Below are 21,110 nucleotides of genomic sequence, written 5' to 3' on the forward strand. Positions count from 1 at the left end.
TTAAACAAATTAAGGAGAGCTTATGAAAGTTTCAATATTTTCCACTTGTGTGATGGACCTTATGTTTCCACAAGTTGGAATTGCAATGGTTGAAGTACTCGAACGTTTGGGAATTGAAACAGACCTACCTGAACAACAAATTTGCTGTGGACAACCTACTTATAACTCAGGGTTAGCTCAAGAATCCATGCCTACCATCAAAAACCAGATTGATGCTTTTGCATCTTCTGATTATGTGGTTGGTATAGCCGGATCTTGTTCAGGGATGTTCACTGAGTATCCACATATGTTCGATGAAGGCGATCCTTATAAAGAGAAAGCAATTGATTTAGCAGATAAATCCTATGAATTCACTCAATTTCTTTATCGAGTGTTAGGGATTGAAGATCTTGGTGCTACCTTTAATGGCGAGAAGGCAACTTACCATCGTTCTTGTCACATGACCCGCATATTAGGTGAACGAGAAGCTCCTTTTGTCCTATTAGAAAAAGTCAAGGGACTTGAGCTTCTTCCGCTGCCTCATTTAGAAAATTGTTGCGGTTTTGGTGGAACGTTCTCCGTTAAAGCTCCTGAAATCTCCGAAATGATGGTTGCTGAAAAAACAAGAGATATCTTATCAACGGGTGCCGAAATCTTAATTTCTGCTGATTTAGGTTGCTTAATGAATATCGGTGGAAAATTGAATCGTGATGGCAAAAAGGTTAGAGTCATGCACATTGCCGAAATTTTAAACACAAATGTTGATTTAGAAAGAATCGATGCAATCAAAAATCCAGCATTTATAAAATAAATAGGAGGAGAAAATGGGCCTTTCAACAAGTACAAAAACTTTCGCTGAACGTTTAGAAGAGAGTAAAAAAGACCAGTTTGCAAAAGCTGCGGTTGCACAAGCACAAGATGCTCAATGGGACAAACGAGAAGCAGCACGTGATGAACTAGTAAATTGGCAAGAATGGCGTGATATTGCTGAATCAATCCGTCAACATACTTTAAAATATTTACCACACTATTTAACTGAATTTTCGGATAATGTAGTCGCTCGTGGCGGACATGTCTTCTTTGCGGCTGATGCTAAAGAAGCTAATGATTATGTAAAACGTATTATTCTTGAAAAAAATGCTAAAAAGATTGTCAAATCAAAATCAATGGTATCCACTGAAGTAGACATTGATCCAATGCTCGTCTCCCTTGCTGATGATATGGAAATTTTAGAGACGGACTTGGCCGAATTTATATTACAAGTTGCTGACTGGGATGAGCCTTCGCATATTGTTTTTCCAGCTTTGCACAAAAATCGTGATCAGATTCGTGAAATTTTTGCTCAAAAACTTGGATATAAGGGAGACAATGATCCTGTTAATCTTGCACGATGTGCGCGTGATACTATGCGTAAACTTTTCTTGAAGTCGGAAGTAGGCATCACTGGGTGTAACTTTGCCATCGCCAATACTGGCGACATTAATTTATCGACCAATGAAGGAAATGCTGATTTAACGATTTCTATTCCTAAAACACAGATTGTGTTAATGGGAATGGAACGAATCGTTCCCTCTATTAAAGAAGCTGAAATCTTGGATAATATGCTTGCGCGTTCAGCTGTTGGGCAAAAATTAACAACTTATGTCACTTTTGCTGGTCAAAAATCCGAGGACGAATCTGATGGGCCGGAGGATTTTCATGTTGTGATTATTGATAACGGCCGTTCAAATGCGATTGGAACTGCTTTTGAAGCTGTCTTACAGTGTATCCGCTGCGGTGCTTGCTTAAATGTTTGCCCTGTCTATCGTCAAATTGGAGGTCATGCTTACGGCTCTATTTACCCTGGTCCGATAGGCTCCGTTCTCTCTCCTGTTCTAGGAGGTTATGAACAATATGGAGATTTACCATATGCTTCTACCTTATGCGGAGCTTGTACAGAAACCTGTCCCGTAAAAATCCCTTTGCATGAACTTTTAATTGAACATCGTAAAGTCATGGAAGACGATTTGTCAATGCATCACGACGGTTCTTTTGTCAATTTTGAAATGAATGCGATTGGAAAAGGCACAAGTAGTCCCGCAATATTTGGAATGGCAATGAAGATGGCCCATACTGGTCTCAATATGTTACCCAAAAATAAGGAAGTAAGCGTTGGAGGTTCTTTGTTTAAGTACGGTGCAGTTAGCAAAGCACCTGCTCTAGCCAAAGGTTGGACGGTTGTTCGCGACTTACCTATAGCTCCTCCACATAAAGAACAGTTTCGTCGCTGGTATAAAAAACATAAGGCAGGTAAATAAAAATGGCAGGAACTATTGAAAATCGAACTCAATTTTTAGACACATTGTTAAAAAAACGTGGTGGTGTAGAACTACCATTTGAACCTTATACTCTCATTTCAGACCTGCCTCAAACACATTGGGCAGATTTAAGTAGTAACGAATTACTCAAACTTGCCAAGGAACAAGCACGTCGCGTTTCAGCGAATCTAGTGGAAACAACTTCTTCAGAAATGAATGAGATAATTTACGGTTTAATTGAAAAATCTGGTGGTGGGCAGGTCATGATTCCTTCAACAGATGAGCTGGAAAAGCTAGGTGTTAATATTATTTCGGACCAACTGGTCAAATGGAAAATTGGTAAAGAAAAACGTGAAGAAAATATTAATGCTGCTCAAAATTCGAATGTTGTTGTAGCCGTTCCTAAATTTTTCCTTGCCGAATCAGCCACAATTGTAGTTGAATCAGAAGCTGGTCAAGGGCGTTCTTTGCACTTTTTACCCACTCATTATATTTCTGTGATTCCCCTTAGCCGCATGGTTCCACGCTCTACACAAGCTGCAACTTGGTTGGATGAAAATAAAAAGCCAGGTTCAACGCTGCATTTTATTTCTGGACCATCAAACTCTGGTGATATTGAAATGCAGCTTGTAGTCGGGCTTCACGGTCCTTTGGAAATTAATTACGTTATAGTTAAAGATTTATAAGAGTTAATAAAAATACAAAAAAGCTTACTGACTGACTATGACACCAGTTAGTGAGCTTTTTTATTTCTTTTTATTTTCTCTGTTTTTATATGCGAGATACTCCTCAGGAACTATAATGATTGCTATTATTATTCCGGGTAGAGCACTGTATATCCCCTGAACTAAATCATATAATACGAAAAGGATACAAACGACTAGAATTATTTGTTTTGTTAATTTAAAAATCAAAATAAGTTAATATTCCATTTTATAAAAACAAGGATTACTAATAACAAAATAAAAGAAGCAAATAACCAAATAAAGGTCCATTGTTTTCGACTATATTTGCTATTTCTTGAATCATTGATAACCTTAAATATATCAATAATCCATACACGCATCCAAATCCATGCTACACCAATAAAGAAGGCGATGAGTAATAGAGTTACAATCCAAACTTCAATCATTTATAAATTACCACCATTCCAGCCAGCCATTATTTTTTATTTTATCTCTACTATCTAGCCATTTTGCCACAGTTGTTCCTGGATCAAGTATATTTTTTACTATACTAGAGATAACAGTGTCAATTCCTGACACTTTTTTGATACCGAAAGTAAAAAGAGTAGCAACAACTTTTTTACTGATTGTATTTGCTGCTTTTTTTGCTCCCACTTTTAAGACTAGTGCTTTTACACCTGCTCCTGCAGCCCCACCTGTCACAGCAACCAGTCCTACATTAATAGCACCTGCTAATACTTTTACAGAAATTGTACCATGTTTAGCTGCTAATACATGTTCAGATGTAACTTTATCTAATACACTTTGGTGGTTTTCATTAATTTCTTCAATAAGTCGATCTGTTGCTCCTTGTAAATCTTGATAAACAGAAGAATTAGGATCATACAAATCCATCAATGTCTTTTTATAAGCTTCTCTATCCTCTTGAGTAGGGAGGTCAGCTTTTTCTGCTTCTTGTTGTGCTGCTTCCTCAAAATTTTTCAACTCTTCTGGAGTCATCTGTTGGGTATTAATAATTTCTTCAGGATTATCAATTAGTTTTTGAAGATTTTCATCATCAATTGATGAATCATCATTTAAATCATCTGCGCTTACTGAAGTAGTTACTTTAGTTAAATATTGTACGGCAAAATTTTTCTGGTGAATAATGCTTGGCGCAGTTGCTTCAAATATTAGTATTGATAACAAAGTTATACTGAGAAACTTATACTTTTTTTCACTTAATACCTCTTCCTTAAAATAAACTTATTTTTTTAAATTGTATTATATTCTGACTATTATGTCAATTATTATCTTATGCAAGATTATATTTTTTCTAGTGTTCAGAAAATGACCATTTTCTGGACACTTTTTATTTTCTACAATTTTCGTCAATATCTTTTATATTTTGTGTTCATTAACCCATAATTTAATCTATGTCCATTTATATATATTGTTTTAAGTTATGGTACAATTAAACTAATGGAGGTACAGAAATTTGAATATTGGATATGCACGAGTTTCAACTGGACTACAAAATTTAGATTTACAAAAAGACAGTCTTGGAAAATATGACTGTGAGAAAATATTTACTGATCACATGTCTGGAAGTAAAAAAGATAGACCAGGGTTAAAATTAGCAATAGAATTTTCTCGGCCCGGAGACACAATTGTCGTTTGGCGATTGGATCGATTGGGAAGAAATATGGAGGATTTAATCAGCATAGTCAACTCACTAAACGATAAAGGAGTAAGTTTCCATAGTTTGCAAGAAAATATCACGATGGACAAATCAAGTTCTACTGGACAGCTTATGTTTCATTTATTTGCAGCATTTGCGGAGTTTGAACGTAACCTTATTCTTGAACGCTCGGCTGCGGGGAGAGCTGCAGCACGTGCTAGAGGAAGATTAGGTGGTCGACCTGAGAAATTCTCTGAGAAAGATATAGAGCTACTTAAAACACTTGTAGATAGTGGAACACCAATAAAGAATATTGCGGAGTCTTGGGGTGTTTCGAGAACAACTATTTATCGATATATTAATAAATAGTATATATTTAAAGTAAAATCAGGAGATGATGATGAATATCTTACAAAAAATTTCAGATAAACTTATGATTCCAGAATATAAAATTGAAGGCAAACTATTCAATGATTTCTTCATTTTATCCGAGGAATAAATAAAGACAATCTAAAGGGTTATCTGTACCAAGCATTATTTATTATAGAAAATTATTTAATTGATAACACAGAGTAGTCTGTAATTGACGAAGATTACGACATGTACAGTATTAAAAACTTTTACATTAATAGAAATATTTTACCTGAACCCAATAGTCTTAATAATTTTTCACTCTTAAAAAACTTTGCTATAAGCATAATTTTGTTTAACCTTTTTCTGAAAAGCTGCAGCTCCTTCAGATTTGTACTTCTATATCCAACTTCTAAGGAGTCCTGATGAGGGGATATTATATTTTCTTGCAAGAAACGTTGCCCCAGTCTTGCCTTCTAGATATTCACGAACTACTTTTAATTTAGACTCAATGGAATATTTTGACAAGAAAAATGACCTCCAAATTTATAGGTTCTTAAGTCTATATTTTTAGGGTCATATCAACTTTGGCTAATTAACAGTTCTCGAACTAAATACTGCCACCGACTTTTACTGGCTATATTGGACTTGTTTGCAGCAAGTCCTTTTTCTTTATTATATGACTTTTTCAATCGTTTTATTCTTTTTGCTATATTCCAAATACAATATTAAGTCTTATATATAGGAAACATGTAAAATAGTATAATTTTTTATTTTCTTGATAGTTGTCAATTTTTATCAGTAAGGGCAGCGCTATACTAGTATCATAAAGAAAATCAAAGGAAGTAGAAAATATGGCAAAAATAACACTGAACTTTCAAAAACAACTTCAACAACACAGTAATCACTTGGTTATCCTCTCAGCCATTCTCATTGTACTCGGATACCTTGGTAAATATGGTGTAAATCAAATATGGATTTGGAATTCGACAATGATTATTGCAAGTATTATCGGTTTTATACCTGTTGCAATTCATGCCTATCAAGCAATCAAAGTGAAACAAATTTCGATTGACCTGCTAGTTTCTATTGCAGTTATCGGTGCTCTGTTCATCGGTGAATACGAAGAATCAGCAATTGTCACTTTTCTCTTTGCTTTCGGTGGATTTTTAGAGAAAAAAACGCTTCAAAAAACGCGATCTAGTATCAAAGAACTCACGAATATGGCACCCAGTGCAGCCCTATCTGCTGATGGCGAAGAAATAGATATTGATGAAGTTGAAATTGGTGATAAACTTTTAGTAAAAACAGGACGTCAAGTTCCTGTTGATGGTCATATTTACCAAGGGTCTGGCTATGTCAACGAAGCCAGCATCACAGGTGAATCACGTGAAATCAGAAAGGAAACTGGTGCTAAGGTTTTTGCAGGTTCTATCTTAGAAAATGGTACAATTTACGTAGAAGCAGAAAAAGTTGGCGAAGATACAACTTTTGGTAAAATCATTGAACTGGTTGAAGAAGCCCAAGATACCAAATCTCCTGCTGAGAAATTCATCGACCGCTTTGCTAAGTATTACACGCCAGCGGTACTTGTTATTGCAGCTATTGCTTGGGTTTTTAGTCATAATCTAGAGCTAGCCATCTCGATTCTCGTACTCGGTTGTCCTGGTGCCCTCGTGATTGGTGCGCCTGTTTCAAATGTTGCAGGAATCGGTAATGGTGCAAAAAGAGGTGTCCTTATTAAGGGAGGTGATGTTATGAATACCTTCAGTCATATTGACACGCTTCTGTTTGATAAAACGGGTACTCTGACAAAAGGCAATACAGAAGTTGTTGTCGTCAAAAATTATGGTGCTTCAAAAGAATTGATTGATGCAGTTGCTTCAGCAGAAAATGAATCCGATCACCCATTAGCAACAGCTGTTGTACGCATGATTGGAGAATTCAATCCTGTCAAATTTGCAAAAACGGACGTTGTTAAAGGACAGGGGATCATCGCAGACGACCTATTGATTGGTAATGAAAAAATGATGGTGGCTAACCACATCACGATTTCTCCCGAGCAGAAACAGGACATCGCAGAAATTACTAATTCTGGTGCATCAGTTGTTTTGGTTGCAGCTGATAACAGATTACAACTGGTTTATGGTATCGCAGACGAAATGCGTTCTGGTGTCAAAGAAGCCCTCGAAGAAATACGCCACGAAGGTATTTCTCGTATGATTATGCTGACTGGAGACAACGAGACAACAGCTAAAGCAGTCGCTTCTCAACTCGATATTGATGAAGTACGTGCCAATCTCATGCCTGAGGAAAAGCTGAAGTTGTCAAATCACTCAAAAACTCTGGTAAAAAATTGCTTTTATCGGTGATGGTGTCAACGATTCCCTAGCTTGGCACTTGCTAATATAGGTATTGCAATGGGTTCTGGTACTGATACTGCGATTGAAACGTCCGATATCGTGCTAATGAAATCCAGTTTTGACGAACTTGTCCATGCATATGGTTTGAGTAAACGCACGGTTGCCAACATGACACAAAATATTGTGATTGCGATTGTAGTTGTGCTCTTTTTACTGGCTGGTCTAATTCTTGGAGGTACAGGATTAGTACCTAGTTTTGTCAACATGGGCACAGGTATGTTCGTCCACGAAGCCAGTATCCTTATCGTCATTGTCAATGGCATGCGACTGATTAGGTATCGAGAGAAATAGAAGAATGGAAACAAACCAAAATTTACGCTATTTGTTTTCTTTTTTTGAAAGGAATCATTTTTTTGATATCAATAAAGTTTATAATGATTTTATCAAAAATGATTTGATAAAATCATCGAGACATTTTCGATTGCTTCTAGAATCTTTACAATTAAAGTTTTCCTTACTAATAGGGAGGTTCAATAAGACACTGAATTTGAGGTTATGAGAGAAACTATCGCAAGCAATGTAGCACGTTAGGGATTTGAACTTGTTTAAAAGCTTTGATACCTATCTCAATATAACTTTTTTATAAAAATAGATAGGAAGTTCCAAATGACAATTATTTAAAAAGGACACACACACATTTGCTAGACAGGAAGATTGTCAGGTAGGAGGGGACATAGCGTTTTCAGAACACTTCAAACATCTTATGTACGATGGATGTTTTAAAAAAATCACTAATGGTTTTGCTCTTTTAAATCTCATACAGGCAAAATTAGGGATTGATTTAAACAGCGTACTGCTGACTATCTCGGCAGACTCTAACTGGTGCTGATTGCGCTCCTCATAGAAGGTTATTCAGAGTTAAAAAAGAGACTCGAGAAACTTTATTATTTTGTAGATAAAAAAATAAAATTGATATTCTTGATAGATATCAATTTTTTGCTAGTACTAACGAGTTATAATTAATTTATAAAGAAAGAGAAAGAGGTGAATCTTATGTCAAAAGTAATTATGAAACTCAATGAATTGAGCTGCCCATCTTGCATGACAAAAATCGAAGGAGCAATGACTACAACTAAGGGTGTAGCAAATGCAAAAGTGCTTTTCAATGCATCAAAAGTTAAAGCAGAATTTGACGAAAATGTTGTCAGTGCTGATGAACTTATCAGCAAGGTTGAGAAACTTGGGTACCCTGTTTTAAGTAGCAAAGTAACTGTTGTGTGATTTCTACCAGTAAAGACAGCACTATAAATTGAATAAAGGAAAAAATTGATGACTAAATTAACGATTGATGAAAAATATGCTAAAGAACTTGATAAAGCAGAGGTTGACCACCACAAGCCTACGGCTGGTGCGATGCTAGGACATGTCTTATCCAATTTGTTCATTGAAAATGTACGACTGACTCAAGCAGGAATATACGCGAAAAGCCCAGTTAAGTGTGAGCATTTACGTGAAATTGCAAAAAAGAAGATGAATATTTCTTTAAAATTTCGGATTTACTTCTTGACGAAAATGAGATTGTACCAAGTACAACTGAAGAATTTTTAAAGTATCACAAGTTCATTACTGAGGATCCAAAAGCCAAATATTGGACTGATGAAGCTCTACTTGAAAGCTTCATTGCAGATTTTCAAGCACAAAATATGTTCATTACGCGAGCAATTAAGCTAGCAAATAAAGAAGAAAAATTTGCTTTGGCGGCTGTTGTAGTCGAACTTTACGGCTACAATCTTCAAGTTATTCGTCACTTGGCAGGTGATTTGGGTAAAGCTGTTGCTGATTTTCATGACGAAGATGAAGATAATGACAATTAATTTTACGAAACTGTAGGCTTTAATTGAACAAAGCTTGCAGTTTTATAATTTTAGCGCGATAATAAGATAAGGAGAATTACCAAAATGAGCAAGTATGAACATCATTTTAGTCATGATGAACACCACTGTGTACAGCTTGTCCCACTATTTGCTTTACTTTCAGAAAGTGAACTGGCGCAAGTTGAGCAGGTTGTTCATCATAAGACTTTTGAAAAGGGCGAAGCGGTCATCAGCCCTTTTACGGTGCCTCAACTCGCAATTGTGGCGCACGGTACTTTGAAGATATATCAGCTTTCTAGCGCTGGTAAAGAGCAGTTACTACGTGTAATTGAACCTGGTGGATACGCAGGTGAAGACGCCTTGTTTGGAGTAGTGAATGAGAATCTTTATGGCGAAACATTACAAGAAACAAAAATTTGCTTTTTGCGACAACAAGATTTCAAAAATTTATTGTTAAAATATCCCGAGCTAAGTTTGAAATTACTTGAAACCACCGTGAGAAGAGCTGCGGAAATGCAATATCAAGCACAATTTCTCATGATGGAAGATGTTGAAAGTCGAATCGCTAATTATCTTTTGCAACTCGTCAAAATAGTAGATTCAAATCTTGTTACGATTCCAATGAAAATGAAAGATCTCGCAACGTTCATTGGAACAACTCCCGAAACTATTTCTCGTAAGTTCAAAATACTAGAAGAAAAGGGATTCATTGAGCGTCGAGGAAAGGTAATCAAAATACTAGATATTGATAGGCTTGAAGATGATTATGCTTAAAATGGTCTAAAGAGGACACAATAGATTCTGATCCTACACAAGATCAAGACCTAATGCCAGATGAAAAAAGGAACCAATATTGTTTCTCAAAATGATATTGTACTAGATTGGACTAATGTCAAATAATTAGACAGAAAATGAACTATATTTTCTTAAAAAAGTTCTCTTCCTTCTGATTTGGAGTTAATCCATTGTTTGCAGAATGAGGATTATAGTTATTATAAAATTGATTGATGTATTCAAAGCAAGAGAGTTGCACTTCCTGAATCGAGGAGAATCTTCTTCGATTAATTTCTCGTTGTTTAAGGTACTTGAGAAAGCCCTCAGTCACGGCATATTATAAGGATATCCAGGTTTGGAATAAGAAGCAAGTAACTGGTGCTCATCTAATATTTTCCTAAAAGAAGCCGATTTAAATTGGCTCCCTTGGTCAGAATGAAAAATAATTGGTTCCTTAGGCTTTCTCTTATTCAAAACTATTTCAAGGGTGTCACAGGCGAGTCTGGCATCAATCCTCTCACTTACTTTCCAAGCGATACATTTTCTAGAGTAGAGGTCAAGAATAGCACAGAGGTACACGTGACGTTTAGAACCTATAGAAATATAAGTGAAATCAGTTGTCCACACTTGATTCGGAGCTTTAGGATTGAAATCTTGTTTAAGGAGATTATCAGAAGAAAATACAGGAGAGTGTTTTGATTTAAACCGAGGTTTAATCGTTGACATTTTAGGGAGTGTCATAGACTTTAGAAGTCGTAAGATACGCCCTTCCGAAATATTGATGCCATAATCACGTAGAAGAATGATTTTAAAAGCTCTAGTTCCAATTCTTTTCTTAGCTTTCATATAAATATCAAGGAGTGTCTTTCTCAAGCATTGATTCTCTATTTCACGCTTCGAAGGACTTTTGTTAATGAAATTATAGTAGGTGGAACGATTGACATGTAAAACACGACAGAGCATAACTGTCGTGTGTTCAAATCGGAGTCTATAGACTGCTTTTAATCTCACGAGTTTTGCATGAATATGGCACTCGCTTTTTTTAAAATAAGATTTTCTTCCTCTAGTTGGGCATTGCGTTTTTGCAATTCTTGAATCTGTTTAGCAGTCAACACTGTATTATCTTCAAGACGAACTTGAGAGTACTGGTTGATCCATTTTGCAAGTGCAGAAGGGGAGACACCATAGTCTTTACAGAGTTCGGATTGAGTTTTACCTGTTTGGTAGAGATTAACGAGAGATTGCTTAAATTCCTCGTCGTAACGTTTAAAACCTGACATAAAAGTCCTTTCATTTTTGTGTCTTAATAGACAGATTATAACACACAATTTTCTGTCCACTTTTATAGTATAGCTCCAATACGTTCTATTAAAATAATATATTCCGACTGATACACCTATAGCAATTATTATCCAAAGGATAAAATACCATACATTTATCTTGCTACTATCTTTCATTTACAGGTTTCCTTTTATTTTACTATCAATGTCATACTAACACAAAAAATGATTTGAGAAAAGTTTTTGTTATACATAATTTAGAAAGTAACTTATCCTGGATTAAGAATATATAAAAGGAGCTTTGAGAAAGTTGAAAGAGATTACCAAAGCCTAAAAAAGAAATAGAAAATTTTTCTAACACAACTTAAATATAATAATAAACTTTACCAAAAATAAGGGAGTAAAATAGAATTGTATACTAAAAATTCCAGAAGATGTTGCAATTTATCTAAGAATAGAATTCTACTATAATATAAGCAAATGTTTAATACCAATAACCATACGCATATACACACAATATATATTTTTTTATTATCGAATAATAGAATTTAAGTATATGAAACTCTATATTTTTCCATAAAATCCTTCATTATTACATTACTATAAAATTCTTACTGTATCTCTTGATTTTTTTTTTTTAGAATTTTAAAATAGAATTATACAATTATATTACGGAGGTAAATACTATGTGTACTGCTTTAACATACACTTCATCTGACCATTATTTTGGTCGTAATTTTGATTTTGAAATATCTTACAATGAACGTGTTATTGTCACTCCCAGAAATTTTCCGTTTGTTTTTAGAAAAGAAAGTGACTTATTTTCACATTATGCCATGATAGGAATTGGGATTGTGGAAGATGGATATCCTTTATATTATGATGCAACAAATGAATACGGGTTAAGTATGGCTGGATTAAATTTTCCAGAAAATGCTTATTATTTTCCAACTGTTGACAATAAAACAAATATAACGCCCTTTGAATTTATCCCTTTTCTTCTTGGTAAATGTAAAAATATTTTAGAAGCTAGAGAACTGTTAGCTGATTTAAATTTAATTGATTTAAATTTTAATGACTCATTTCCTTTATCGCCTTTACACTGGATGATTTCAGACACTAAAGAAACAATCGTTGTAGAATCTACAGCTAAAGGTTTGAAAATCTTTGATAATCCGGTTGGAGTACTTACAAATAATCCACCTTTCGATTTCCAACTCTTTAATTTAAACAATTATCGTTCTTTATCAACTAAAACTCCTGATAATAACTTCTCTAATAAAATAAATATGGATGCTTACAGCAGAGGAATGGGAGGAATGGGCTTACCTGGAGATTTATCTTCATCTTCTAGATTTGTTAAAGTAGCTTTTACTAAATTGAATGCTGCTATCGAAAAAACAGAAGAAGAAAGTGTAAGTCAATTCTTCCATATTTTAAAATCTGTAGAGCAACAGAAAGGGCTTTGCGATGTAGGAAACGAAGAATACGAGTACACCATATACTCTTCATGTTGTAATATGGATAAAGGAATCTATTATTATACTACCTACTACAATAGTCAAGTCACTGCAATTAATATGCACAAGGAAGATTTAAATTCAGATAAATTATCAATATTTTCTTTGGTCAATAGTGAGAAAATCAATTATATTAATTAATTTCAGAACAAATAATAAGGTGTCTAGAAAATATTCTAGACACCTTATTATTTGTTATACCAAAATATTTACTAATGTAAAATTGTTATTATTTCCTATTAGACATTCTGATAAAATATAGGAAACTATCTATTATACTTTACTTAATAAATAGCTATTATTCTCTTTTCAAAATTTTTTTGTTAAGTAATATTCTATAGGAGATCATATATGAACTTTTATCAACTGTTACAGCTAGACCCTAGTACATTAAAATACAAAGTCCATAATACTGATGATAAAAAAAAGAAGATAAAATTTATGCTTTGTTTATCACTAAGAGCAATATTAATAGTTTTGTTTGCAATCTTTTGGATAACTTCTCTAACTTTTTTATTTAATAAGGACACTTCATCACTTGCCCTTATTTTATTTTGTATTTTATTAAATTTACGCTTTGTACCTTTTGGCTATAAACTAAAGCAATCTATAATTGGCTTAGGATTTGTACTATTTCTATTCTGGTTAGCACCTTTTATTTATTTAATACCTTATGCAACGATTCAACTACTATTCCATTTTAGTATTTTATTATCGCTATTTTTGATTACTGGTAAAGAGCCTAAAATGGGAAATCCTGCATTATACTCGTTTTCCTACCTTTATCTTATTGGAACAACTCAATATACATCAACTTCTCAAATCTTACATTCCTTTTTTATCTTATTGTTCACTTATATACTATTTTCTATAATATATTATAAAAAATTTAAGTCTTTAAATGAAGATATTTCTTTTACATATATCATAAAGGAAGGTATTAATTTTAATAAGAAAAGTATTTGGTTTTTCTACTATGCCTTAGGAATCAGTTCATTGCTTGTCTTAGGAAATTATCTTCATATAGATCGATTTATGTGGGCAACCTTTGCTTGTTCTTCACTATTTTCTGGATATGATACATTTAAAATATCAAACCGAGCAAAAGAACGTATTGTAGGAGTTATTTTAGGCTCAATTTTATCAGGTATACTCTTATTTGTCATTCCTACAAATTTTCTTGGTATGTTAGGTGGAGTCAGCTTGGGTTTTTGTGCAACTTATCAAAACAAAACAATATTTAATTGTATTGGAGCAATAACTGTAGCAACATTAATATTTGGACTAAAAACTTCAATCTTCTTACGTATATTGCTTAATATATTGGGTATTGTCTATGGTCTTTTATATCATTACATTTTCACAAAAATTTTAAAGTATTTGTTAAAGCGAAAAAAATATGCATTATAATATCAAGGAGTAATGAAAGTACCGAATAATAGCTGTCCCAGATTTAAAAATCTAGCTAGCTATTATTCGGTACTTTACTTTTACCTTTTACAGAGTAATCTTTTATTATTATTTTTAGAGAAAAAATAAAGCCTCCCTAATTAGAGAGACTAAACAAAATAAGCAATGGGATAACCTATTCAATACTATGAAACTTATTAAAAATAAAGAAGATTTGTATCCCGTATTTTTATTTTAACAAAAATTTATCCCTTCTTTCAACCGTTTAAGGTAGGTCAATCAAATTATATTAATAAATAATTTTGCCGCAAAAAAACTTCTTACTTTGAAGAGGCTTCCTGTGAGATAACTATTCTGTATTATATTAAAAACTCGAAGTAAAGGTTCATGGATTTTGCAATCATTTAAATCTTACTAAGATAACAATCTAAAATATAGTGGAAAGGAAGTTATCTCACAACATTTATTTTATCAAAAAAACTTTTTTGAAATCAAGTCATTATGGTTTCTCAATATAATCCATATATTCATAAAATCTCGTTGTCTTTATTTTCCATTGTTTCCCAGGATTTAGAAAAATCTTTATTTTTAAATAATGAAGCTAACCCATTTAATTGTTTTAATCTCAATAATTCTTCTTTATCCATACCAATATTTTTTATAATCCACTGATCACTTAAACCTGCTTCTACTAAATGTTGCACAATTTCTTTCATTAATTCAAGTGAATGAGTCCCTCTAGCACGATTATGACGTATTGTACTTGCAATACGGTTTTCTAGAGGTTTATTGATTATAGATACAGGTAAAGTATAATGTGGAGCTATACTATAAAAGTGGACAGAAAATTGTGTGTTATAATCTGTCTATTAAGACACAAAAATGAAAGGACTTTTATGTCAGGTTTTAAACGTTACGACGAGGAATTTAAGCAATCTCTCGTTAATCTCTACCAAACAGGTAAAACTCAATCCGAACTCTGTAAAGACTATGGTGTCTCCCCTTCTGCACTTGCAAAATGGATCAAGCAGTACTCTCAAGTTCGTCTTGAAGATAATACGGTCTTGACTGCTAAACAGATTCAAGAATTACAAAAAAGGAATGCCCAACTCGAAGAAGAAAATCTTATCTTAAAAAAAGCAAGTGCCATATTCATGCAAAACTCGTGAGATTAAAAGCAGTCTATAGACTCCGATTTGAACACACGACAGTTATGCTCTGTCGTGTTTTACATGTCAATCGTTCCACCTACTATAACTTCATAAACAAGAAGCCCTCAAAACGTGAAATAGAAAATCAACGCTTGAGAAAATTACTCCTTGAGATTTATATGAAAGCCAAGAAAAGAATTGGAACGAGAGCTTTTAAAATCATTCTCCTGCGTGATTATGGCGTTAATATTTCTGAGGGGCGTATCTTAAGACTTCTCAAGTCTATGACACTCCCTAAAATGTCAACGATTAAACCTAGAGTTAAATCAAAACACTCTCCTGCATTTTCTTCTGATAATCTCCTTAAACAAGAATTTAATCCTAAGTCCCCGAATCAAGTATGGACAACTGATTTCACTTATATTTCTATAGGACATAGACGGCATGTTTATCTCTGCGCCATCCTTGACCTCTACTCTAGAAAATGTATTGCTTGGAAAGTAAGTGACAGGATTGATGCTAAACTTGCCTGTGACACATTAGGGATGGCTATAAATAAGAGGAAGCCTAAGGAACCAATCATTTTTCATTCGGATCAAGGTAGCCAATTTAAATCAGCTTCCTTTAGAAAAATATTAGATGAGCATCAATTGCTTGCTTCTTACTCCAAACCTGGATATCCTTATGATAATGCTGTCACTGAGGCCTTTTTCAAGTACCTCAAACAACGGGAAATAAACAGAAGAACTTATCACTCCATTCAAGAAGTTCAACTCTCTTGCTTTGAATACATCGAACAGTTTTATAACAACTATAATCCTCATTCCGCAAACAATGGTTTAACTCCAAATCAGAAAGAAGAAAACTATTTTAAGAAAATATAGCTCATTTTGTGTCTAAATATTTGACATTAGTCCAAATATATTTGCCACTCTCTTAACGCACAGCCACCTTCACTACTTCCACTTCTCAAAGCTTCTGAAGCTAAATTTCTATAAAAAATATCTTTTACTTCACTCAAAATTTCTAACTCATCATTTAATATGCAGATTAAGAAGCAAGTACTCTAATGCTAAACAGTAAGATATGCATCCATCTTTATAAAAAAATCTATTAAAAATGCTCCAAAAGCTTGCGCTCTTAGCACCAACGGCAAAATTACGTGTGTAATATTATTTGTATAACAGTTGTTGTAATTACTATGATTAAACAATAAAATAGGACTTCAGAATGCGGCTAAAGTAACCGTCATAAAAAAAAAGGAAATCCCAAATAGAGATTTCCTTTTTTTATTAAACCCACTCTTGCTTCAACACAAAGAATGACCCACGTATCTCGCCAGCAAGTTTTGAGCGTTGGCGGGCAAATTTGAATTTCCCTTCTAGTTCTTGTGGAATTTCCATCCCTGCAGAAAGTTTGAAGCCGACAGCACGTTTGGGTTTCTTCCCTTCCTCAGCTGTTTTCTCATAGAGAACGTTAAGGACCAAGCCATCTTCAAAGTAAAACTCTGGCCAGTAGATGTCTTCGTCTTCATAAATCGCGACCTCCAAAATGGGAGATGAAAACTCAAGATCGCGCTCCTCTTTCAGCAGTTTTTTCAACCAAGCGACTTCTTTTTCCTTTTCCATAGCAGGAAAAGTGATATATTCGAATTTATATTTATTCCAGAAATAACGGGCTTCATTGGCGCTTAAGCCTGCAAGGCTTTCTGCTACAGGTGAACTTTCAAGTCCTGTCGTTTCCACCTGTCCTTCTTTAAAATTAACTTTATATACCATAAACACCTCCTGCGTTTTTTTCTTTATTATAGCAGAAATTAATGACAATACACTGCGCTTAGGCTTTGTTAATTTTTGCTCTATACATGCTAGTTTTCTGTAGAGCTTACTGGTAGATGATGAGGGCGGGGCGGACTCCCCAAGAAACAAAGTCAAACGTGAGATTACCCCAACCTAAAGCACTAGCTCCAGCCACAATCCAAGCATTAGTAGCACTCTCAGGGGTTCGTAGCCACCAATGTCCAACCGCTACCTCATCGTCTAATGCTACACGTTCTCCCGGGTTCCTAAAGCCGTCAGTACGTGACAAGTGGTCCACATCAGCTAAAGAAAGAGCAAAAACACGATGAGCGCCATTCGGAGCAAATACTGTTCTATCATTAGCAACAGTTGAATTAGATGCTAAATTGGCTATGAGAAAGTTATTGGCTTCACGCGTGAAGGAACCCATACCTGTCGTAAAGGTGTTAGCACCGAAGCCGCTGGCTACTGGCATAATATAACCCTCTCGAAATCGTTCCGGAAGCGCATTAAACCAGCTCGTAAGTTCATCCTCTTGCTCGTTCCAAGAAATTCCAGAAATCCGATGATTACGGATAATCATGTGATTGCCATTGTTCATATCTTCCAAATATCGGAACTGTTATCCGCTAGTCGTAAAGAGTCGCCCTGGCTGCATACGACTAAAGTTAAAGACACTGATAGTATAATCTATACTAGAAATTGGGTTACCGTCCCCATAGTCTCTAATCTCCGCAATCAGTTCACTCACTGCTCCTGCAGTAGATTCATCTTGGAACTCTTGGTCTGGACAATCAACTCACTGCTTACATGAATACCGTAATAATAAGAACCATTAATCTTATCTGCTTCTGGTCTCATGTGAGCCGCATCTATGAGATAAGAGGTTGCTTGTCCGCCATTGAGCTGATTTGCCCAATAAGCCCAGCCTGTTTCATGGTCAATGACCCAGTAGTTTCCAATCGCATCAAGAGTGTCCCGGTAGCGTGTGTGCCACTCCTGTAGGGTTATTGGTGCCTTATCTTGAATCAAGTTTTGTGCTGTCTCACGTGTAATCATTGCGCCTGGCCACTGTCCAGTATTGGTATAGGTTTCTCCTTCAGGCCAATAAGCAGCCTCGCCACTTCCGGGATGTGTTGCTCGTGGATAGAGTTCCCCATTTTCTAATCTATAGCTCAAGTCACGGGCATGTCCTGCGGCAGCTGTGATAGGTTATCCCAAGCTGTGTTAAAAGTTGGCAGATACCAAGGTGCATCTTGACCTCCACGTGTCCAACCAAAGGTTAAATCGGAATACTAGTTAAAAGCAGCTGAGGGATTATCACTTCTACATTGAGAAACATTGTTTGCTTCTGGAAGATAAGGGATCCAGCTATCCAAATCATCACGCCCACCGCCTGCAACTTGCCGCCAACCGGTACTTCCTCTGTCCTGTATCTCCATAAATTCCGACAACTTCAGTCTGACCATGATAGGTTCTTGTCCAAAGGTCTCAACAAAGATATCTTTATTTTCTGTATCACTATTGTAGTAATCGTGTACCCGCCCACCGTAATCTGCTGGGTTTTCCCGCAAGCGGTCATTGATGGCTTGTTGGTTAAAGGCTTGAAAGGCGAAAGTACCGCCAATTACACCAAGTAGAGCTAAGATGGCGATATTCCGTAGCTTACGTTTCTTTTCTGACGTCATAAGTTTCTTCCTTCATCAAGATAGAGAAAACAACTGACACCTATTGCTGTGCTGTGCTGAAAGATTATAGTTCATTACAATTCCTCATCAAGCAGTACGTCATTTTAAATTAACACCCGTATAATTTAATTGTAATATTTCTAAAACGAAATTCAAAATGAAATAAAGAACCCCATCTAAAAAATATTTATATGAATTTATTCAGCAAAAAAAAGTTCTGCTTTTCAGCAGAACTTATCCATATATATTAATCAGCAGCCAAGGCTTCGATAGTGTTCAAGCGTGCTGCACGTGCTGCAGGTGCAAGACTTGAGAGTAAAGCGATAATCAGCGCGATGATTACGGCAAAGATAATATGGGCAGAAGTAATCTGAACGATATTTCCGCCGACTAAGCTATGCAAAGCTTTGTTGATGATGCTTTGTCCCGTAAAAGCAAGAGCAATCGCAATAACTGCAGATGACAAGCCCAGGATAACACTTTCGGCTGTGAACATGCGAGAAACATCTTTACGACGTCCACCTAAGGCACGAAGGACACCAATTTCTTTAGTACGTTCGGCAACAGACATATAAGTTGTTACCACAATCATAAAGATTGAAACGATCAAGCTAATACCAGCAATGGCAGCCAAGACAGTTGAGACAATCCCTGTAATATCTGTGATTGTATCTAACATACTACCGATATTTGTTGAGGCAAATACGAGTTTGTCATTGTCTTTGATATCATTGATAGCTTTGCTTACATCTTTAACTTTATCTGTATCTGTCACAGTAACGTAGGCTGTGTTTGGCATCGCATCGATATTATTTGCAGTAAGCATTTCTTTCAATGCCTCTGTTGAAGTCAAAGTACCAACCATTGGCATGTCTTGCAAGACGCCTGAGATTTCCATATCTTCTGTGATAGTCACAGGAGTATTGTTTTTATCCACAGTTTGGAAGCTTACCTTGACTGTTTTACCAATCACAGCTTTCCAGTCTTTTGCTTCATATGCTTTTTGATCAAACTTCTTCATGTCTGCTTCAGAGATAACGATTTGTTTACCTTTAGGTTCTGAACCCGCGTGTAATGTTGAAGACTGAATCATCGGTGTCCAAGACATAATCGCTTGGCTACTAGTTGTTTGCCCCTTATAGTCAAGAGTCACAGCACCTGCTTTTGTAATCCCTGCATCCACAGTTTTAACATTATCCAAGTCCTTCAACTTGTTAATGTTTTTATCAGAGATACCCAGCATTGTTTGCTGCGCAATTGAGAAGGCTTCATCATTATCTTTACCCTGATTATTTGCAGGATCACGTTGAACCACGGAAATAATATTAGGGTTTGCCAAACTTGTAACCTGATCATTCATATATTTTGTTGCCCCAGTACCTAAACCGAGGAAGAAAATAACTGAGAATAAGCCAATGGCTGTACCTATAGCAATGAGAAGATTGATTTTCCAAGTATTTGTAAAGTGCTTAAAGGCTGTTTTAACCACATCACCATAAGAAAGAGCCTTTGTCTTGAAAGACTTTGCTTCATCTGGCACAGGATAAGCTGGCTTGTCACGCTCATCTCCGATAATCTGTCCGTCTGCCAGAAGAATCGTACGTGTCCCATAGTCAGCGACTTCTTGAGAGTGAGTGACGACAATGACTGTCTTACCAGACTGTGCGATTTGGCGGAGAAGGGCCAATACTTCTTTCGTATTTTGCGAATCGAGCGCTCCTGTAGGCTCATCAGCAAGGATAATCTCAGGATCGCTGGCCAAAGCCCGCGCAATGGCTACACGTTGTTTTTGCCCGCCAGATAACTGTGCGGGTTTTTTCTTACGGTGTTCGTAAAGGCCAACTTGTTTGGTTAGCTCAACTGCACGTTCGACACGTTCTTTTTCTGATAGGCTTGTCATTTTCAAGCTAATCAAGATATTGTCAAGCACACTTAAGTAGTTGATTAAGTTGAAAGACTGGAAGATAAAGCCGATAGTATCACGGCGATAGGCATCCATATCTTTTTCTTTCTTCGCCTTTTGCGCGACGCCATCGATGATAACATCACCATCATATTCACGGTCCAAGCCACCGATGATATTCATCAGGGTTGATTTACCACCACCGGACTCACCGAGTAAGCTGACAAAGTCTCCACGCTCAAACTCAAGGTCAATCCCCTTGAGCACCGGAAATTCATCTTTACCTAAAAAGTATGATTTCCTAATGTTTTTTAATTCTAATACGGGCATAATTTCTTCTTTCTAATAATAAAGATATTTCTATTATACCTTAAA

15 protein-coding genes and 5 pseudogenes are annotated in these 21,110 nt (G+C 35.5%); 11 read left to right on the forward strand and 9 right to left on the reverse strand.

All coding sequences use genetic code 11. The features are described from left to right. Positions 1 to 22 precede the first annotated feature (22 nt). Genes J0J36_RS06975 through J0J36_RS06985 form a run of 3 tightly spaced genes read left to right on the forward strand, consistent with a single transcriptional unit; the run spans position 23 to position 2,962 of the window. Complete coding sequence (locus J0J36_RS06975; protein ID WP_019291859.1) at positions 23 to 790, forward strand: (Fe-S)-binding protein; 768 nt, start codon at positions 23 to 25, stop codon at positions 788 to 790. A 13-nt stretch (positions 791 to 803) separates the two neighbouring features. Continuing rightward, complete coding sequence (locus J0J36_RS06980) at positions 804 to 2,276, forward strand: LutB/LldF family L-lactate oxidation iron-sulfur protein (protein WP_153925223.1); 1,473 nt, start codon at positions 804 to 806, stop codon at positions 2,274 to 2,276. Between the two features lie 2 nt (positions 2,277 to 2,278). Beyond that, a complete protein-coding gene (locus J0J36_RS06985) occupies positions 2,279 to 2,962 on the forward strand; it encodes an LUD domain-containing protein (RefSeq protein WP_019291861.1) in 684 nt (227 codons plus the stop codon). Positions 2,963 to 3,415: 453 nt separating this feature from the next. Here J0J36_RS06985 and J0J36_RS06990 read toward each other — a convergent pair whose 3' ends face one another. Continuing rightward, complete coding sequence (locus J0J36_RS06990; protein ID WP_019291864.1) at positions 3,416 to 4,150, reverse strand: hypothetical protein; 735 nt, start codon at positions 4,148 to 4,150, stop codon at positions 3,416 to 3,418. A gap of 289 nt (positions 4,151 to 4,439) precedes the next feature. Here J0J36_RS06990 and J0J36_RS06995 point away from each other — a divergent pair, with 289 nt between their 5' ends. The 5 genes and pseudogenes from J0J36_RS06995 to J0J36_RS07015 all read left to right on the forward strand — a co-directional run bounded on the left by J0J36_RS06995 (position 4,440) and on the right by J0J36_RS07015 (position 9,984). Then, positions 4,440 to 4,991, forward strand: coding sequence for a recombinase family protein (locus J0J36_RS06995; protein ID WP_153925226.1), 552 nt, complete (start codon positions 4,440 to 4,442; stop codon positions 4,989 to 4,991). Between the two features lie 836 nt (positions 4,992 to 5,827). Next, a pseudogene (locus J0J36_RS07000) lies at positions 5,828 to 7,687 on the forward strand (heavy metal translocating P-type ATPase). Positions 7,688 to 8,389: 702 nt separating this feature from the next. Further along, a complete protein-coding gene (locus J0J36_RS07005) occupies positions 8,390 to 8,617 on the forward strand; it encodes a heavy-metal-associated domain-containing protein (RefSeq protein WP_019335409.1) in 228 nt (75 codons plus the stop codon). A 48-nt stretch (positions 8,618 to 8,665) separates the two neighbouring features. Then, a pseudogene (locus J0J36_RS10730) lies at positions 8,666 to 9,210 on the forward strand (DNA-binding protein). A gap of 84 nt (positions 9,211 to 9,294) precedes the next feature. Continuing rightward, entirely contained in the window at positions 9,295 to 9,984 is a 690-nt protein-coding gene (locus tag J0J36_RS07015; protein ID WP_019291977.1) for a Crp/Fnr family transcriptional regulator, read from the forward strand. A 126-nt stretch (positions 9,985 to 10,110) separates the two neighbouring features. Here the strand turns inward: J0J36_RS07015 and J0J36_RS07020 are convergent. Continuing rightward, positions 10,111 to 11,264: pseudogene (locus tag J0J36_RS07020) on the reverse strand (IS3 family transposase). 686 nt (positions 11,265 to 11,950) lie between these two features. Here J0J36_RS07020 and bsh point away from each other — a divergent pair. Together bsh and J0J36_RS07030 are read left to right on the forward strand one after the other, a co-directional pair. Continuing rightward, complete coding sequence (bsh, locus tag J0J36_RS07025) at positions 11,951 to 12,925, forward strand: choloylglycine hydrolase (protein ID WP_019291978.1); 975 nt, start codon at positions 11,951 to 11,953, stop codon at positions 12,923 to 12,925. A 210-nt stretch (positions 12,926 to 13,135) separates the two neighbouring features. Further along, the gene (locus J0J36_RS07030; RefSeq protein ID WP_206886701.1) at positions 13,136 to 14,194 is read left to right on the forward strand and encodes an FUSC family protein; all 1,059 of its coding nucleotides are present in this window, start codon (positions 13,136 to 13,138) and stop codon (positions 14,192 to 14,194) included. Positions 14,195 to 14,721: 527 nt separating this feature from the next. Here the strand turns inward: J0J36_RS07030 and J0J36_RS07035 are convergent. Then, a pseudogene (locus tag J0J36_RS07035) lies at positions 14,722 to 15,003 on the reverse strand (chromosome partitioning protein ParB); the annotation flags it as partial. Between the two features lie 87 nt (positions 15,004 to 15,090). Here J0J36_RS07035 and J0J36_RS07040 point away from each other — a divergent pair. Beyond that, positions 15,091 to 16,245: pseudogene (locus J0J36_RS07040) on the forward strand (IS3 family transposase). A gap of 392 nt (positions 16,246 to 16,637) precedes the next feature. On the opposite strand, the gene J0J36_RS07045 reads toward J0J36_RS07040, so the two are convergent. The 6 genes from J0J36_RS07045 to J0J36_RS07065 form a co-directional block, all read right to left on the reverse strand. Beyond that, positions 16,638 to 17,123 carry a phage tail protein gene (locus J0J36_RS07045; protein WP_153925232.1) on the reverse strand — a complete coding sequence of 162 codons (486 nt, stop codon included), beginning with the start codon at positions 17,121 to 17,123 and terminating at the stop codon, positions 16,638 to 16,640. A 106-nt stretch (positions 17,124 to 17,229) separates the two neighbouring features. After that, positions 17,230 to 17,745: a DUF6273 domain-containing protein gene (locus J0J36_RS07050; protein ID WP_029346096.1), complete on the reverse strand. Its 516-nt coding sequence runs from the start codon at positions 17,743 to 17,745 to the stop codon at positions 17,230 to 17,232. Positions 17,746 to 17,766: 21 nt separating this feature from the next. Next, positions 17,767 to 17,895 (reverse strand): hypothetical protein, encoded by a 129-nt coding sequence (locus tag J0J36_RS10670; RefSeq protein WP_255566819.1) that lies wholly within the window; start codon positions 17,893 to 17,895, stop codon positions 17,767 to 17,769. Then, positions 17,892 to 18,323, reverse strand: a complete 432-nt coding sequence (locus tag J0J36_RS07055) for a hypothetical protein (protein ID WP_029346097.1) — start codon at positions 18,321 to 18,323, stop codon at positions 17,892 to 17,894. The genes J0J36_RS10670 and J0J36_RS07055 overlap by 4 nt, the downstream gene beginning before the upstream one ends. 116 nt (positions 18,324 to 18,439) lie before the next feature. Further along, a complete protein-coding gene (locus J0J36_RS07060; protein ID WP_153925235.1) occupies positions 18,440 to 18,832 on the reverse strand; it encodes a hypothetical protein in 393 nt (130 codons plus the stop codon). A gap of 247 nt (positions 18,833 to 19,079) precedes the next feature. Further along, on the reverse strand, positions 19,080 to 21,065 hold the full coding sequence (locus J0J36_RS07065) for an ATP-binding cassette domain-containing protein (protein WP_019291582.1): 1,986 nt from the start codon (positions 21,063 to 21,065) through the stop codon (positions 19,080 to 19,082). Between the last annotated feature and the right edge of the window lie 45 nt (positions 21,066 to 21,110).

The sequence above is a fragment of the Lactococcus sp. LG1074 genome, assembly GCF_017309525.1.
In the GTDB taxonomy this organism is placed as follows: Bacteria; Bacillota; Bacilli; order Lactobacillales; family Streptococcaceae; genus Lactococcus; species Lactococcus petauri.